Origin of the sequence: Streptomyces sp. NBC_00654 (assembly GCF_026341775.1) — a bacterium.
Lineage (GTDB): Bacteria > Actinomycetota > Actinomycetes > Streptomycetales > Streptomycetaceae > Streptomyces.
On sequence record NZ_JAPEOB010000002.1, the window covers coordinates 389,040 to 403,348 of the forward strand.

A 14,309-nucleotide genomic window follows, 5' to 3' on the forward strand; every position below is an offset into this window, starting at 1 on the left:
GGTGAGATCGATGCCCTCGATCTCACCGAGCCATCCCCTTGCTCGGCACCGGCCCGGCGGACCAAGAGTTAGGTCTTGATCTCGTCGAAGCAAGGCGAGGCGAGGCGAGGCAGCATCTTGGGGGTGGTGTTGCGCATGGCAGCGCCGATGTGGACTTCGCCCGATCCCCCACGCCTGCGGATTCGCCCGTCGGCCGTCGCGTCGAGGTCAGGCTTCGGCAACCGTGTCTCCTGGGTGCACGCGGCCCCTACGGGGCACATTCCGGGGTTTGCTGGGGCCGTCCCCGATTGGCCGGAGGCAGCCGGACTGTGAGTCTGCCGGTATGACCTCCAAACTCGTGGGCGTGCGGAGCCCCGCGTTCACCGCTCCGCTCATGCTGCTGCTGTACGGCCTGCTGCGACTCCTCGACGGGTTGGACGGGGAGCACGGACCCGGGCTCGCCTGGAACCTCGGACACACGCTGTTCTTCATCGCCTTCGCACTCTTCGGCATGGTGACGATCAGGCTGCGGCAGCTCGCCCCCGCCGCCACCATACGCAGGCGTTTCCTCGCCAACATGGCTGCGGCAGTCGGCCTGTTCGGCGTCGCCTGTTTCCTCTGGGTCATTCTCGGTGATCTGTTCGCGCAGCTGGACACCGCGGCACCCTTGCCTGAACCCCTGAAGATGATCGGCCCACTTGCGTTCCAGCTGGGCTGGCTCACCCTGCTGGTCATGCTGGCGGCCGCCAAGCCGCGTCTGCTGCCCGCTTGGAGTCCCCTGCTGGTACTCGTGGGTTTCCTCCTGTTCGCGGCCAACCTGGATCTGCTGCCGATCGGCGCATTGCTCCTCATGGCCGGACTGACTCCCGTGGCCCGCATATCCAGGCCACCGTCCGCCACGGCACCACAGGCGGTCGGCACATCGGAACAGATTCCGTCCTCTCGTTGAGGGGCCGTCGACGGCGCCGCCGTCGGGCCCGAGTCTCTCTCCCCCCGCGAGCGGCACTCCGGCGATCGGTCGCCAGAGTGACCACGTCGACGGTCTCGGCGCCGCCTGCGGCGTAGGCGAGGGACAAGTGTGGGTAACAGCTCGGCTCTGCTTTGACAGCATCGCCGGTGCGGGTCATCACCTGGGTATCGCCTGGATGAGAGGTGCCCACAACCCTGGCGACCGGAGGCCCTGGCCATCCGCTGACTTCCACGCCGGGGTTGCCGACCGAGGCGCGGGTCGAACGTCAACCGAGGATGGCTTGCATTTTGTCGTGGAGGTACTCCCCAGCACGTACGGGGCTGTAGGGCCTGAGGCCGAGAGGTGCCGGCAGCGAAGCGATGCGGGTGTGGGGTGCGCAGGCGTGAAAGTACACGAGTGAGGTGAGTTCTTCCTGCGGGGCCTCGGGGGGGCGGCGGCAGAACGCGGTGCCGGCCGGAACGCCAGCGGTCTCCGCTCCAGCGGGCCATGAGGTCACCGATGTTGAGCGTGTAGGCGCCGGGCTCGTAGGGGGCGTCCTGCCAGCCGGACGCATCGTCGTAGATCTGGAGGCCGCCCTTGCCGGACTCCCGGTTCAGGAGGGTGATGAGGCCGAAGTCGGTGTGCGGTCCGACGCGGAACAGACCGGGTGCGGCGGCACCGGTTTCGTGGGCTGCCGGATACCAGTTGATGGTGAAGTCCCAGTGCGGGCGGGTGGTATGGCGGGTGAAGAAGTCGGCCGGCTGACGCAGGGCGGTCGCCATGACGTCGAGAAGCGTGTCGGCGAGGGTGCGCATCCGGTCGGTGTACGCGGTGACGAGCGGGCGCAGGCTGGGGACTTCGTCGGGCCAGTCGCAAGGTATCCGGTGTGCGTTGCCAGGCCGTACGGAGGAATCGACGGCGCATAACCAGACCTCCAGCAGATCCGGTGGGGTGTGGGTGCCTTCGGACCGGGCGGTGGTCACCCGTTCCCGGCCGATCCAGCCACGTCGGTTCTGGTCGTAGTGCCGCTTGGCCGCCTGGGGCATATGAAAGAAGTCGCGTGCCGCGGCGCGTACATGGCCGGGCAGATCCGGTTCGATGCCGTGTCCGGTCACCAGGAGGAAGCCGGTGGACTGCAGGGAGAGGTCGACCTGGGCTGCGAGCCGCTGCTGGTCCGCGCTGCGATTCGATGTCCAGGCGCTGAGGTCGATGACGGGAATCGGAGTGGTGGCCATACTGAGTCCCTCATTGAGGTCGGTGGGCGGGCCGGGATACGAGTGAGGCTGAAGCCGGCCGGTGAGGTGCGGGGGCACGGCGTGAGTCAGGACGTGTCCGCCGGGTACGGCGCGCCTCGGATCGTCTGGCGCGGCACGGTTGCCGCCGGGCTCATTCGATGGCGGCTGTCGCCGGTCGGGCGTCAGGGGTGGTGTTTTCGTCTGCGGCAGTCGGGCGTTCCTGCCGGGGCGGTCGGGACAGCCACAGCACAAGAGCGGCTCCGGCCAGGGCCACGGCACCGGCCGTGAGCGCGAGGGTGTTGTGCCCGGTGGCGAACACGGTATGGAGTGTGTGCTCCAGAGAGGCGCGCTGCGTAGCCGGGGTGTGGGCCAGGAGGCTGTCGGCTCCGCCACCGGAGAGGGTCTGTGCGGTGGCGGCGGGATCGGTGACCTTGCCTTGGAGGGACATGGTCATGGTGGAGACGGCCAGGGCGCCGAAGACAGCCACACCGAAGGCGTAGCCGAGCTGTTCGAAGGTGCTGTAGGTGCCGCTGGCAGTACCCGCGTGCTCGGCCGGAACGGAGCTCAGCGCGAGAGTCGCCGCGACCTGGAAGATCAGTCCCATGCCGACCCCGCTCAGGGCCAGGCCCCCACCAGGACGGGCCAGCCCGACCCGGGTCCCAGGAAGCCCTGGGCACCGACCCCCAGACCGGCGAGAGCGAGCCCGAGGGCAGCGCCCGAACGGGGAGAGGGCTTGCGTCTCCGGATGCCGCCCAGCACCGCTACCGATGCGGCAGCCGCCGCGTGCGGCAGCACGACCAGACCGGCGGCGAGAGGGGAGAGGTGCTGCACGGACTGCAGCCACAGCGAGGTGTAGGGCATGATTCCGTAGACGGTGCCCTCGCCGACCGCGATCGTGAGCATCGCAGCGGTGAACGCGGGCCGGCGGAACAGCGACAGGTCCAGCAACGGGTGCCGAATATCGACGATCTCACCGAGCTGCTCGACGCGTGGGACGTGCCCAAGGCCGTGCTGATCGGGCACTCCTACAGCACCGATCTGGTGAGCCGGTTCTGCTTGCGGCACTCCGACCGGTGGCCGCGACGCAGCTGGTGTGCGGGCCGTTCGTCGGTGATCGGGGTACCTGGGACCGGGCGGAGCGCGGCCCCGTATGTCCGCAGCGCAGCAGGAGCGGCTCCGAGAACTGGAGAGTTCGCCGCACCGCACGGAGGAGCAGGAAGTCGGGCTGCTCACGCTGGCCTGGTTCACCGACCACGCAGGTCCGGGCTCGGCCTCGCCGCGCGCGCGCGACACTTCGCTCGTGGAGATCGCGTCCGAGCTGTCGGCCCACGTCCTCAGCCCGGCTTCCCGGCTTCCCGGCTTCCCAGCTTCCCAGCTTCCACCAGAGCATCGCCGCCAACCGGACCGTGAACGCGGCGGTTTGAGCGCCGGATACGCCCCTGAGATCACCGGGGTTGATCCCCGGCAAGGCCAATACGACCCCGTAGGACGGGCGCTTCGGGCATGCTGATATGTTGTCTGCCTGCACTCAAGCCTTCCCGGCCGGGCCCCGCCTCCGCCAGGGAGGCTTTTTTCATGCCCGGCCTCACCCCGGACGCAACGGGGCCGCCACCGCGATCCCGCCACATTCGTGCGCCCAAGAGGCTCCGAAACACCACGGTTTCACGCAACACGAAGGAGATTCATGACCGACGTATCTGTGCGCCTCGCCGAAGCATCCGACCAACCGGTAATGGAGCGCCTCTGGTTGCTGTTCGGACACGACATGTCCGAGATCAGTGGCGCTCTGCCCAACCCCGACGGAACCTTCCGGAACGATCGGCTCCACGCCGCCTTTACGCAGGCCGACTGGGCGCCCTACCTCTTGACCAGTGGCACCTCCCCTGTCGGCCTCGCGTTCGTCCGCAGTCTGACAGCTCCGACGCGCGTGCTGAACAGCTTCTTCGTCGTCCGTGGGGCGCGCAGAACGGGGGTCGGGCTGCAAGCCGTTCAAGAGGTCGTGGCGAAACATCCGGGGCAATGGGAAGTCGCCTTCCAGGAGAGCAACACCGCCGCAGTCGCATTCTGGCATCGCGTTGCCACCGAGATTGCCGGCGACGCGTGGACCGAGGAACGCAGGCCAGTACCGGGTCGCCCAGAACTGACACCCGATACCTGGATCACGTTCAACGCCCCGGCTGATACCCAGGGCTGAACCCTGAGCGCTTCCTTGCCCACTTCGCGGACACTCACGTCGGCTCGTAGGCCCGCACCGGAGGGCCCCCGTCCGGGGGGGGTGAACCCGAGCTCTCCTCGAACCGACCCGCAGGAGAGGCACCGGTGACGGCGTACACCCGGTTCATGAACAGCATCCGAGCCAGGTCTTCAACCTCCGGTGGTGTTGGTCAGGTCGGGGTTTCGAGTCCAAACAGGAGGTAGGCGACATCGAGTCCGGTGGCGGTCGTTCCGTACGGCCTCCGCAGCGGTGACGGCCAACTGATGAAGCGCGTGGAACTGCCCGGCTGTGAGCGGGGCGTCGGGGACCTCGCCGGTGAGATGCTCGACTCCGGGGGCCCATGGCTTGCTCGATTGAACATGCCGATGACCAGGTCGAATTGAGCGCCGACAACGGCAGTCCGCACAGACCCATCGGGCCGGCCCAGAAGTGTCCGCCGATCCATAGCCGCGGCCTTGACTTCGTTCACGGTGCTTGTGGTTCGGGGGCATCGCGGCCCTCCCGGGACGGAAACGGCATGCGCAGATGCTCCTCCCCACAACCGAGTGGGCAGACCGAGTTCGAGTTCAGGTGCGCATGCTCAAGATCATGCCCCCCATCAGCCAGACTCCGCGAGAGAGTGAGACACCCCCCTGAAGGCCGTCGCCCGGACAGGAACGGGCTCCGGGGCCCCGCACCGCCGAAGCCTCCACCGGGCCGGATCCCATCGCAAAGAGCTGCCCAGCCAGGCACGCGGGCCGGACCGATCCCGCCCGGCCCGCACGAACCGGCTGTCCCGCGTCTCGGCCGCTATCAGCAGGTGGCAGCGCTGGAGATCCGTATTCCTGTCAGCGTTCCGCCGGTCACTCCGAAGCTCGAGTTCGGGGGTATGCAGGTCGTGGCGCCCCCCGACCAGCGGATATGAGCGACATCGTCATTACGGGTGTTCTGAACCACCAGCCCCGGGCCGGACGGTCTGGACGGCAGGTTCTGCCACGTACTGGTGACATCCTGGAACTGGCCGATCTTCACACCGTTCTTGAAGAGACAGACATACGGATAGGCACAGGTGTCCGCCGCCTGTACTGCGGTGGTCCTGGATGAAGCCAACGCCGTCGTCTGGGCCGCAACAGACACACCGCCTGCCAAGGCCACAGCCATCCCCACAGCTCCGAGAGCACGTACTGCTTTCACGTCAAGCCCCTTCGATTCGAAGACGTTTCGGGCACGCGTGTTGCACTCACGAATCCTCCGGTAGACGGGCATGACCGCCCAGATCCATACCGGTCAATCACAGACGCTCCCGGCATCCGTTGTCCGGAAGACGCCAGCTCCACCCGGGCCCCAGCCTCACCCCGGCTCCCGGCCAAATCTCCCGTTACGGTCATGCGTTGGACTGTTCGTCCCGGTCCTTCGCACCACACCTGCACGGCGGCTGACTGTGTCGCTGCCGACCATGGCCGTCAAGTCCCTGGACCCCACCGGCAAGAGCCAGGACCGCAGGACCATGCACCGGAAGACCGCCCCTGCGGACATTTCGGGTCGAGCCTCCGGAAGGGCGAGGGATGCCGGAGCTGCGGTGACGAGGGGGACGTGGCAGTACCGGCCGCGCCAGGTGCGGCCCTCGAAGTGGTCCAGGCCCAGACAGCCGACTGCGACCCGCACATCCACGGATGTTATGACCGGCCGACATTGGCGGAAGTCGGCGTTGCGCCCGCATACTCCCCATCACGACACATTGACAGTGCATCGACAAAATGGATGCTTGTTCCGTTCCCCCGAGGGGGCGGTGCCCACTGCCCGTGCCACCGGCCCCGCCGCCCTCTCACGGAGACCAGCCCAGCGAAAGGACAGCCATGCCCCACTCGAAGTGGTTCGCGGTAGCCGTCACCACTGCGGCCATCACTATGATCATGATGCCCGCGGCGCACGCCGCTCCTACGCCCGCAACGGCTGCACCGGTCAGCATTTCTGCAGCCACGACCCTCTACTACGACGACACCCGGGCCTCCGGCTGGGAAGCCGCCATCACGGCCGGAGTCGCCTCCTGGAACGCGAACACCAGCAACGTCAAGCTGGCGAAGGCGCAGCCGGGCACCCGCGCCGAGATACAGATCGTCGCCACCAGCGGTTGGCCGCAGGCCACGCTGGGCCCGGTCCGACCGGGCGGCCTTGCCCGGGTCGAACTCGGCAGCCTGGCGGTCACCGAGGGCCACGACAAGACCCGCATCGCCGCCCACGAGATCGGGCACAACCTCGGCCTGCCGGACACCAAGCCCGGGCCGTGCTCCCAGCTGATGTCAGGCTCCAGCGCCGGTATCAGTTGCAAGAACTCCGTCCCCAACGCGGCCGAACGGTCCCGCGTCGAGTCCGCCTACGCCGGCCGCGCCGCCACACGCACCCCGTCCGAAGGCCGCCTGCTGGTCGACGCACCCTGACCGTCCGGGTGGGGTGCACCGCCGCCCAAACCGCCGGACCGCGGTGCACCCCACCCGGACCTCCGCCCCGTCTGAACACCGGTGTCCACCCTCCTCAGCCGTGGCACGGTCATGGAGTACCGGCTCCACCTCGAACGCCGCACCTTCGTAGAAGGCATCCCGGAAGCTGCGGGATCGCCTTCGCCGGGCACAGGACTCGTGGTGACGCGAACGAAGGCCGGATGGAGGAGTTCAGCCACAGCTCCACGAGCGCACGCCGCGTCCCGGTGGTGGCACCGGCGTCGAGGTGAGACCACCACCGGGACACAGGCCGCCGTCAGCGGCACAGCACGCCGACGAGCCTGTCCGGGTCGAGCAGCGTGGCGCCGTCGGAGGCGTGAAGCGGTCGGAGGTCCACAGGCGGAGCCTGGAGCCGATACGCCCCTGGCGGCCGCAAATGGCACAGATGACTGCAATGCCGTGATGCGCCGCCCCGGAGAATCCGTGTCGGCGTATTCGTACTCGCAACCTCGCCGCTCCCGAAGCTCTGGTGCTCGACCACGTCGGTATGCCCGAGGTCGGCACCCCCCGAAATCCCCGTGGGAGGAGTCATCAGATCAGGCTGTCGCCAGTCCCCAGTCCCCTGCCCTCAGTCGATCGAGTCGCTGTCTGACCGAACCTGGTCGCGCGGTGGTCAGCACTCCGGCTGGGCGACGGCCTCGGTGGCCCATGGAAGGCTGGGCGCCATGACTGACTCGATGGCACACCCGGGACGGCCGGTCACCGTCCTGCGGGACGGCAGACTTCGGGCCGCAGGCCTCAGGTGGGGGGACGTCGTCGCCTATGACTGGGGTTTTGAGCAGCAAGGACAGCACTATGTCCAACGCAGCTTCGTGTTGCTCGACGACGGGATGCAAATCAATCAGCCGGTCCTCTTTCCTCCTGAGCAGCAAGGCTGGTGGTACTGCGACCTGGTCGCCGTGGTCGAGGACAGCGAGCTGATACGGGTCGACGACCTGTGGATCGACGTCATCGTCGGGCCGCCCGACCACCCCTACCGCCTCCTCGACCTCGACGAATACGCCAAGGCACTGGCCGACGGCCAACTGAGCCCCGCACAGGCCGCGGACGGCTTGATCCGCAGCCAGCGGTTCCTGGACCGACGGCTGAACCGTCGGCACGACGTGGAGCGAAGCTGGCCGGACTTCCCGCCCGCCGAGGTCAAGGCCGTGCTGTCCGTCGACCTTCCTCGCGAATGGACGCTCTTGGAGGGCTGAAATGCGGTACGAGCGAGACGGAACGGCACCACACCAAGTGGGCGTCCCATCCGGTCCTCCACACCTGCGGTCTGTCTCAACGGCCAATGCCTCTTGTGCCGAGAGGTCTTCGGATACGGCGGGAACCTGCGCTGTGCGGGCCATATCTGACCGATCCGGTGACGAGGCCGACGGACAGGTGGATCACCACGAAGGCCGCCAAACGATCTCTGCATGACCACCGTGGCCTACTGCGCCGTGTCCCGCGACGGCCGTACGAACGCCGCCAGCCGCATCTGCGGCCGGAGGCGCTGCCTGGTCTGCGCAGACTGACCGACGCCGTGCATGACGCGGGGGCGGCCGCTTGTGCGCAGCTGGCGCATGCCGGCCCCGTGGCCGACGCCGCCTCCAACAGCGTTGCGGCCCTCGGTCCGGGCCGCTTCTTCAACCCCCTCGGCATGCGGCGCACCCGGGCGGCCACCGCCGCCGACCTGGAACGCGTCACCCGGGCACACGCCACGTCCGCGCGCCTTGCCGTGGATGCCGGCTTCGATGCGGTGGAGATCCACCTCGGTCACAACTACCTGGCCAGTTCCTTCCTCAGCCCCCGCCTCAACCGTCGTACCGATGCCTACGGCGGCAGCCTGGAGAACCGGGCCCGGCCGGCCCGCGATATCGCCCGCGCGGTGCGGGAGGAGGCCGGCGCCGAGATCGCGGTCATGGCGAAGTTCGGCATGAAGGTCGGCGTTCGCGGCGGCCTGGACGTGGACGACAAGTCTGCAGGTCGCCCGTTGGCTCCAGGAGGACGGCTCGGTCGACGCCCTGCAGCTCACCGCGGGCAGTTCGCTGCTCAATCCCATGTACGTCTTCCACGGCGACGCCCCGGTCCGCGACTTCGCCGGCGCCTCCCTCCGCCGCTGCGCTGGGGCATCCGGCTGACGGATCACCGGTCACCGGTTCCTGCATGACTACCCGTACGAGGATGCCTGCCTCCTGAAGTACGCCCGGCGCTTCCGCGCCGAATTCGACCTGCCGCTCATTCTGCTCGGCGGCATCACCCGGCGGGAGAGCATGGACCTCGCGATGGCCGAGGGCTTCGCCTTCGTGGCGATGGCTCGGGCACTGCTCAGCGACCCCGATCCGGCCAGACGCATCACCACGGACTCCGCGGCCGCCTCGTGCTGCATTCACCGCAACCGCTGCATGCCCACCATCTACTCGGGCACGCGATGCCCCGTGGTCGAACCCGGTGTGCCCACGCCTCGGCCGTAGACCGTCCAGCGGGGGGGAACAGTGCCGACCACCTGTATGTACAGCCCGCGTCCGCCGCCTGGCTCCGGTACGGCGATGACCAGGCCGACTTCCACTGCGCCCGGCCGAACGGTGCGGCGAGCCGCCCCGGGGCCGATGTCCGGACCAACGCCGGCAACCAGCGGCCAGGGCGCGGCCTCCGCCAGACCCACCCAGTGGTTCGCCCTGGACGAGTACGCGATGACGGAGCGAGGCCTGTCGACACCGGCAGTGGAAGCGGATCGCCCGTTCCCGCAGACCCCGCCGTGTTTCTCGGTGGGCGATGGACGGGGCCAGGAAGGCCTCGGACGCAAGCGGGAACTGCTGGGGCGGGCGATGCCTTCTTGTCACCGGCCCTTGGTTCTCGCATAGTGAAGCCGCTCCGCCGGGGTGCACTGCACGGGGACGGATCCGCGTTGCCGTGAACCACTTTCATCAGGAGGGTTTCGTCAATGCTGTCACGAAGAACGCTCGCTGGACTGTCCGCTCCTCTTCTGACGCTCGCCATGCTTGCAGGGCTCCCGGGTACGGCAAGCGCAAGTACCGCCGCCTCTCCCAACGTTGCCTACAACGGGAAATGCGGCTCGGGCTACAACGTGGTGAACTGGAAAGACACGCAGTTCGGCCGGGGAACCGTGTACGTGACGTGGAGTCCCACCGCGCAGAAGAACTGCGTTGTCGCCATCAGGGCGACACAGGACGGCTCCATATATGAGCTGGGGGCCTGGGTGGGCTACTCGGGACAACCCTGGTACGACCACGACTTCGGGATGTACGAGTACTACGCGGGCCCCGTCTATCTCCCGGGTGCCGCGGGCAGGTGCATCGACTGGCGAGGGGAAATCGGCGCGACGTATGCCTCTGGAGAAGGCACGAACTGCGGATGAGCAACAGCGGCTGACCTCGATTCTTCCTGACGGCCTGTCGTTTCTTCGGCGGGCCGTTGGGGTTGTCGGGTGGGTGGTGGACATACGCCTCGTCAACAGTGTTCTGCGACGAAGATCATGTACAGCTTGTCGATGTGAGCCGTCCCGGCCTCTCCCCCTCCGCCGACGAGGCACCATGGCACCTCGCCCCTGCCACCGGGACACCACCCTCATACCTGACCGGCGCAAGCACACCCGTCGCTCTCGGAAGGACATCAGCTTCTGAGCAAGCAGCGGCGGACTGCGGTGGGTCGGGGGCTTCTGGGGTGCTTCTGGGTACTTCTGGGCGCTTCTGGGCGCTTCTGGGTGCTTCTGGGTGCTGATGACAGCGGCGCTGGGGCCGTTCGGGCAGAGAATTCCCGGACCCGGCAGGTGCCGCGCCTGCTACGGTGTGAGTTGCGCATTGTCGGAATCGAGGAGTGGCAGACGTGGCGGGTGAAGACGACATCTCCGGGTGAGATCCGGATGTGACTGGCCACCGGACAGCGTTCAGTAGTGCTGTCGGCGTGGCTTATTCGTCGTTCCCCTTGTTCCCACACTGTCCAGGGCAGAGCTCTGTCTGCCCTTCGTTCTTCGAGGACGCTCCATGTACGACGCTGCCATCATCTGCTCGAACCTCTCCTTCGCCTGGCCTGACGACACCCCGGTCTTCACGGATCTGTCCTTCACCATGGCTGCCGGTCGCACGGGTCTGGTCGCACCCAACGGTTCCGGCAAGAGCACGCTGCTCAAACTCATCGCCGGCGAACTCAGGCCCGCCACCGGCTCGGTTTCATTCAACGGAACGCTGGGCTACCTCCCGCAGACCCTCCCTCTGACCGGAAACCTCACGGTCGCCGAGGTGCTCGGCATCGCCGCCGTGATCCGCGCCCTCGACGCCGTCGAATCCGGGGACGTGAGCGAGGAGCACTTCACCACCATCGGTGACGACTGGGACATCGAGGAGCGAACCCGCGCCCAGCTCGACCGTCTCGGACTCGTCGGCCTGGAACTGACCCGGAGCCTGAGCACGCTCAGTGGCGGCCAGGTCGTCTCACTCGGCCTCGCCGCCCAACTGCTCAGGCGCCCCGATGTGCTGCTGCTCGACGAACCGACCAACAATCTCGACCTGGAAGCCCGGCACAGGCTCTACGACGTGCTGGCGGACTTCAACGGCTGCCTGCTGCTGGTCAGCCATGACCGCGCGCTGCTCGACCGCATGGAACGTATCGCCGAACTCACCGGCGACGAACTGCGCTTCTACGGAGGCAACTTCACCGAGTACCAGGAGGCCGTGCGTGCCGAGCAGGAGGTCGCGGAGAAGAACATCCGCAACGCCGAGCAGGAGCTGAAGCGGGAGAAGAGGGAGATGCAGCAGGCCCGCGAGCGGGCCGAGCGCCGCCAGAGCAACGCCGCCCGCAACCTCAAGAACGCGGGCCTGCCCCGTATCTTCGCCGGCAATATGAAGCGCGGCGCGCAGGAGTCCGCGGGCCGGGCCGGCCAGATGCACGCCTCCCGGGTCAGCGAGGCCAAGTCCCGGCTCGATGAGGCCGGACGCGCCCTGCGCGAGGAACAGCGGCTCACCCTTGAACTGCCCGGCACCCAGGTGCCCGCAGGACGCAACCTCTTCCTCGGCGAGGGGATGCAGGTGCACCACTCCGGTCAGGCCGTGTTCACCGACGGCGGCGTCAACCTGACCATCCGCGGCCCCGAGCGGATCGCGCTGACCGGGGCCAACGGTGCCGGAAAGACCACCCTGCTGCGACTGATCACCGGCGATCTCGAGCCGGACACCGGAGAGATCACCCGCGGTGACGGACGGATCGCCTATCTCTCGCAGCGCCTGGACCTGCTTGACCTGGGCCGTACCGTGGCGGAGAATTTCGCCGCCTTCGCCCCCGATCGGGCCGAGGCGGAGCGGATGAACCTGCTCGCCCGATTCCTCTTCCGGGGCACCCGCGCGCATCTGCCGGTGGGGGCGCTCTCCGGCGGTGAACGGCTGCGCGCCACCCTGGCATGCGTGCTGTGCGCCGAGCCGGCCCCCCATCTGCTCCTGCTCGACGAGCCGACGAACAACCTCGACCTGGTCAGTGCGGGCCAGCTCGAGAGCGCGCTGAACTCCTACCAGGGCGCCTTCATGGTGATCAGCCACGACGAGCGGTTCCTTGCCGAGATCGGGGTGAACCGCTGGCTGCGCATCACCGACGGAGCTCTCAAGGAGACCGGAGCACCCGCGGTGTGAGCCGGCGGCGTACTGACTGGCCCGCGCCCGAGGCCCTGTGCCCGGCGGGCCGAGCATCGATCACGTTCAGAGGTTCCCTGTGCCCCAGCCCGCTCTGCTCGCCCACGACCTCGTCCGAAGCCTCGGGGACCGACGTGTTCTCGACGGCGTCTCCCTGACCGCTTCCCCCGGACACCGCATCGGCCTGATCGGGGAGAACGGTGTCGGCAAATCCACCCTGCTGCGGGTTCTGGCCGGCGTGGACCAACCTGACGCCGGAAGCGTCAGGCGCCCCGGCGACATCGGCTTCCTGCACCAGGAGATGCCTTTCGAGGCCGCATCGTCCCTCACGGCCGTGATGGACGATGCGCTGTGCGAGGCCCGCGAGGACGTCACGGAGCTCGAACGGCTCGGCGAGGAGCTCGCCCGGGTCCCGGAGGAGGCCCCTGGCCATCAGGACCTCCTCGACGCCTACAGCAGGCGACTTGAGCAGGCACAGGACCGGGAGTCCTGGGACGCCGATCGCCGCGCGGCCCTGATGCTCGACGGGCTGGGCCTCGGCGCGGTCGGGCACGACCGGACACTTGGCTCCCTGTCCGGCGGACAGCGCAGCCGGCTCGCCCTGGCCGCGCTGCTGGTCCGACGGCCGTCGGCGCTGCTGCTGGACGAGCCGACCAACCACCTCGACGACAGCGCCGCCGCCTTCCTGGAGGAACAGGTCCGGGGCCTGCCCGGAGCAGTGGTGGTCGCCAGTCACGACCGGGCGTTCCTGGACGCTGTCTGCACCCACCTGGTCGACCTCGACCCGTCGGTGGACGGCCCGGTCCGCTATGGCGGCAACTACAGCGCCTACCTGGGTGAGAAGCGCGCCGAGCGGCAGCGCTGGGAGCGGCGGTACGCCGAGGAGCAGGAGGAACTGGAGGGACTACGTCACACGGCCGGCGTGACAGCGCACCTGGTCGCGCCGGGCCGGGAACGGCAGGACAACGAGAAGATGGGCTACGGCCACCGGGCCGGACGAGTGCAGAACCAGATCTCCCGCCGGGTGCGCAATGCCACGCGGCGGCTGGAGGAACTGGAGCGCACCCAGGCCGCCGAGCCACCGCACCCCCTGCGGTTCGCGGCCGGGGAGCTGGCCGCGCCGGCGGAGGGAGACCCGCGGTCCCTGGTGTCCCTGCGGGACGTACGGGTTCCCGGCCGACTCGCTCTGGACGCCCTGGAGGTGTCCGCAACCGACCGGCTGTTGGTCACGGGCGGCAACGGGGCGGGCAAGTCGACTCTGCTCGCCGTGCTCGCCGGACGGCTTGCCGCCGAGGGCGAGGTACGCAGGCGGCACCGGCTGACGGTGGGGCTGCTCACCCAGGACACCGTGTTCGACCGGGACGACCGCACGGTCCACGACACCTATGAGATGTTGCTGGGGACAGCTCGGGCCGAGAAGGTACCGCTGAGCTCGCTCGGTCTGATGCGCTCGGCCGACGTGGACAAACTCGTCGGCCATCTGTCCGTCGGCCAGCGCCGACGGCTCGCCCTGGCCCTCCTGGTGGCGCGGCCACCCCAGTTGCTGCTGCTCGACGAACCCACCAACCATCTCTCCCCACGCCTGTGCGACGAGCTGGAGGAGGCCTTCAACACCGGCCCCGGCGCAATCGTCCTGGCAAGCCACGACCGCTGGCTTCGCCGAAGGTGGCAGGGGCGCGAGATCCGGTTGGAGCCGGGACGCGGTCAGCGGGAGAGCGGGCAACAGCCCGTTGCCGTCGGGGAGCATGCTCCGAAGCGGTCGCCGGACACGACCGGGACCGAGGCGCCGGATCAGTGACCACCCATGACACCGCCCTCGCGCGTATGGCCGAAAACTGGAAA

At 68.4% G+C, this 14,309-nt stretch carries 14 protein-coding genes and 2 pseudogenes; 10 read left to right on the forward strand and 6 right to left on the reverse strand.

Features of this window, described 5'->3' with window-relative positions; all coding sequences use genetic code 11:
* Nucleotides 1-68 precede the first annotated feature (68 nt).
* Nucleotides 69-221, reverse strand: a complete 153-nt coding sequence (locus OHA98_RS21865; RefSeq protein WP_266928431.1) for a hypothetical protein — start codon at nucleotides 219-221, stop codon at nucleotides 69-71.
* Between the two features lie 101 nt (nucleotides 222-322).
* Between OHA98_RS21865 and OHA98_RS21870 the strand changes: the two genes are divergently transcribed.
* On the forward strand, nucleotides 323-928 hold the full coding sequence (locus OHA98_RS21870; RefSeq protein WP_266928432.1) for a hypothetical protein: 606 nt from the start codon (nucleotides 323-325) through the stop codon (nucleotides 926-928).
* Between the two features lie 506 nt (nucleotides 929-1,434).
* Here OHA98_RS21870 and OHA98_RS21875 read toward each other — a convergent pair.
* From OHA98_RS21875 to OHA98_RS21885, 3 genes and pseudogenes are all read right to left on the reverse strand, one after another.
* Nucleotides 1,435-2,163, reverse strand: a pseudogene (locus tag OHA98_RS21875) (2-oxoglutarate and iron-dependent oxygenase domain-containing protein); the annotation flags it as partial.
* 151 nt (nucleotides 2,164-2,314) lie between these two features.
* On the reverse strand, nucleotides 2,315-2,767 hold the full coding sequence (locus tag OHA98_RS21880) for a hypothetical protein (RefSeq protein WP_266928433.1): 453 nt from the start codon (nucleotides 2,765-2,767) through the stop codon (nucleotides 2,315-2,317).
* Nucleotides 2,768-2,778: 11 nt separating this feature from the next.
* On the reverse strand, nucleotides 2,779-3,186 hold the full coding sequence (locus tag OHA98_RS21885; protein ID WP_266928434.1) for a hypothetical protein: 408 nt from the start codon (nucleotides 3,184-3,186) through the stop codon (nucleotides 2,779-2,781).
* Nucleotides 3,187-3,313: 127 nt separating this feature from the next.
* On the opposite strand from OHA98_RS21885, the gene OHA98_RS21890 reads away from it, so the two are divergent.
* Both OHA98_RS21890 and OHA98_RS21895 read left to right on the forward strand, forming a co-directional pair.
* Nucleotides 3,314-3,673, forward strand: coding sequence for a hypothetical protein (locus OHA98_RS21890; protein ID WP_266928435.1), 360 nt, complete (start codon nucleotides 3,314-3,316; stop codon nucleotides 3,671-3,673).
* A gap of 174 nt (nucleotides 3,674-3,847) precedes the next feature.
* A complete protein-coding gene (locus OHA98_RS21895; protein ID WP_266928436.1) occupies nucleotides 3,848-4,357 on the forward strand; it encodes a GNAT family N-acetyltransferase in 510 nt (169 codons plus the stop codon).
* Nucleotides 4,358-5,170: 813 nt separating this feature from the next.
* Here OHA98_RS21895 and OHA98_RS21900 read toward each other — a convergent pair.
* Together OHA98_RS21900 and OHA98_RS21905 are read right to left on the reverse strand one after the other, a co-directional pair.
* A complete protein-coding gene (locus tag OHA98_RS21900) occupies nucleotides 5,171-5,518 on the reverse strand; it encodes a hypothetical protein (RefSeq protein ID WP_266930845.1) in 348 nt (115 codons plus the stop codon).
* 302 nt (nucleotides 5,519-5,820) lie between these two features.
* Nucleotides 5,821-6,001 (reverse strand): annotated as a pseudogene (locus OHA98_RS21905) (hypothetical protein); the annotation flags it as partial.
* A 212-nt stretch (nucleotides 6,002-6,213) separates the two neighbouring features.
* Here OHA98_RS21905 and OHA98_RS21910 point away from each other — a divergent pair.
* The 7 genes from OHA98_RS21910 to OHA98_RS21940 all read left to right on the forward strand — a co-directional run bounded on the left by OHA98_RS21910 (nucleotide 6,214) and on the right by OHA98_RS21940 (nucleotide 14,265).
* Nucleotides 6,214-6,795 carry a snapalysin family zinc-dependent metalloprotease gene (locus OHA98_RS21910; protein ID WP_266928437.1) on the forward strand — a complete coding sequence of 194 codons (582 nt, stop codon included), beginning with the start codon at nucleotides 6,214-6,216 and terminating at the stop codon, nucleotides 6,793-6,795.
* A 725-nt stretch (nucleotides 6,796-7,520) separates the two neighbouring features.
* Nucleotides 7,521-8,051 carry a DUF402 domain-containing protein gene (locus OHA98_RS21915; protein WP_266928438.1) on the forward strand — a complete coding sequence of 177 codons (531 nt, stop codon included), beginning with the start codon at nucleotides 7,521-7,523 and terminating at the stop codon, nucleotides 8,049-8,051.
* Between the two features lie 320 nt (nucleotides 8,052-8,371).
* The gene (locus tag OHA98_RS21920; RefSeq protein ID WP_266930846.1) at nucleotides 8,372-8,998 is read left to right on the forward strand and encodes a hypothetical protein; all 627 of its coding nucleotides are present in this window, start codon (nucleotides 8,372-8,374) and stop codon (nucleotides 8,996-8,998) included.
* Between the two features lie 103 nt (nucleotides 8,999-9,101).
* Nucleotides 9,102-9,302 carry a hypothetical protein gene (locus tag OHA98_RS21925; protein ID WP_266928439.1) on the forward strand — a complete coding sequence of 67 codons (201 nt, stop codon included), beginning with the start codon at nucleotides 9,102-9,104 and terminating at the stop codon, nucleotides 9,300-9,302.
* A 470-nt stretch (nucleotides 9,303-9,772) separates the two neighbouring features.
* Complete coding sequence (locus OHA98_RS21930) at nucleotides 9,773-10,207, forward strand: spore-associated protein A (RefSeq protein WP_266928440.1); 435 nt, start codon at nucleotides 9,773-9,775, stop codon at nucleotides 10,205-10,207.
* A 625-nt stretch (nucleotides 10,208-10,832) separates the two neighbouring features.
* Nucleotides 10,833-12,467, forward strand: coding sequence for a ribosomal protection-like ABC-F family protein (gene abc-f / locus OHA98_RS21935; RefSeq protein WP_266928441.1), 1,635 nt, complete (start codon nucleotides 10,833-10,835; stop codon nucleotides 12,465-12,467).
* A gap of 79 nt (nucleotides 12,468-12,546) precedes the next feature.
* Nucleotides 12,547-14,265 carry an ABC-F family ATP-binding cassette domain-containing protein gene (locus OHA98_RS21940; protein WP_266928442.1) on the forward strand — a complete coding sequence of 573 codons (1,719 nt, stop codon included), beginning with the start codon at nucleotides 12,547-12,549 and terminating at the stop codon, nucleotides 14,263-14,265.
* Nucleotides 14,266-14,309 lie beyond the last annotated feature (44 nt).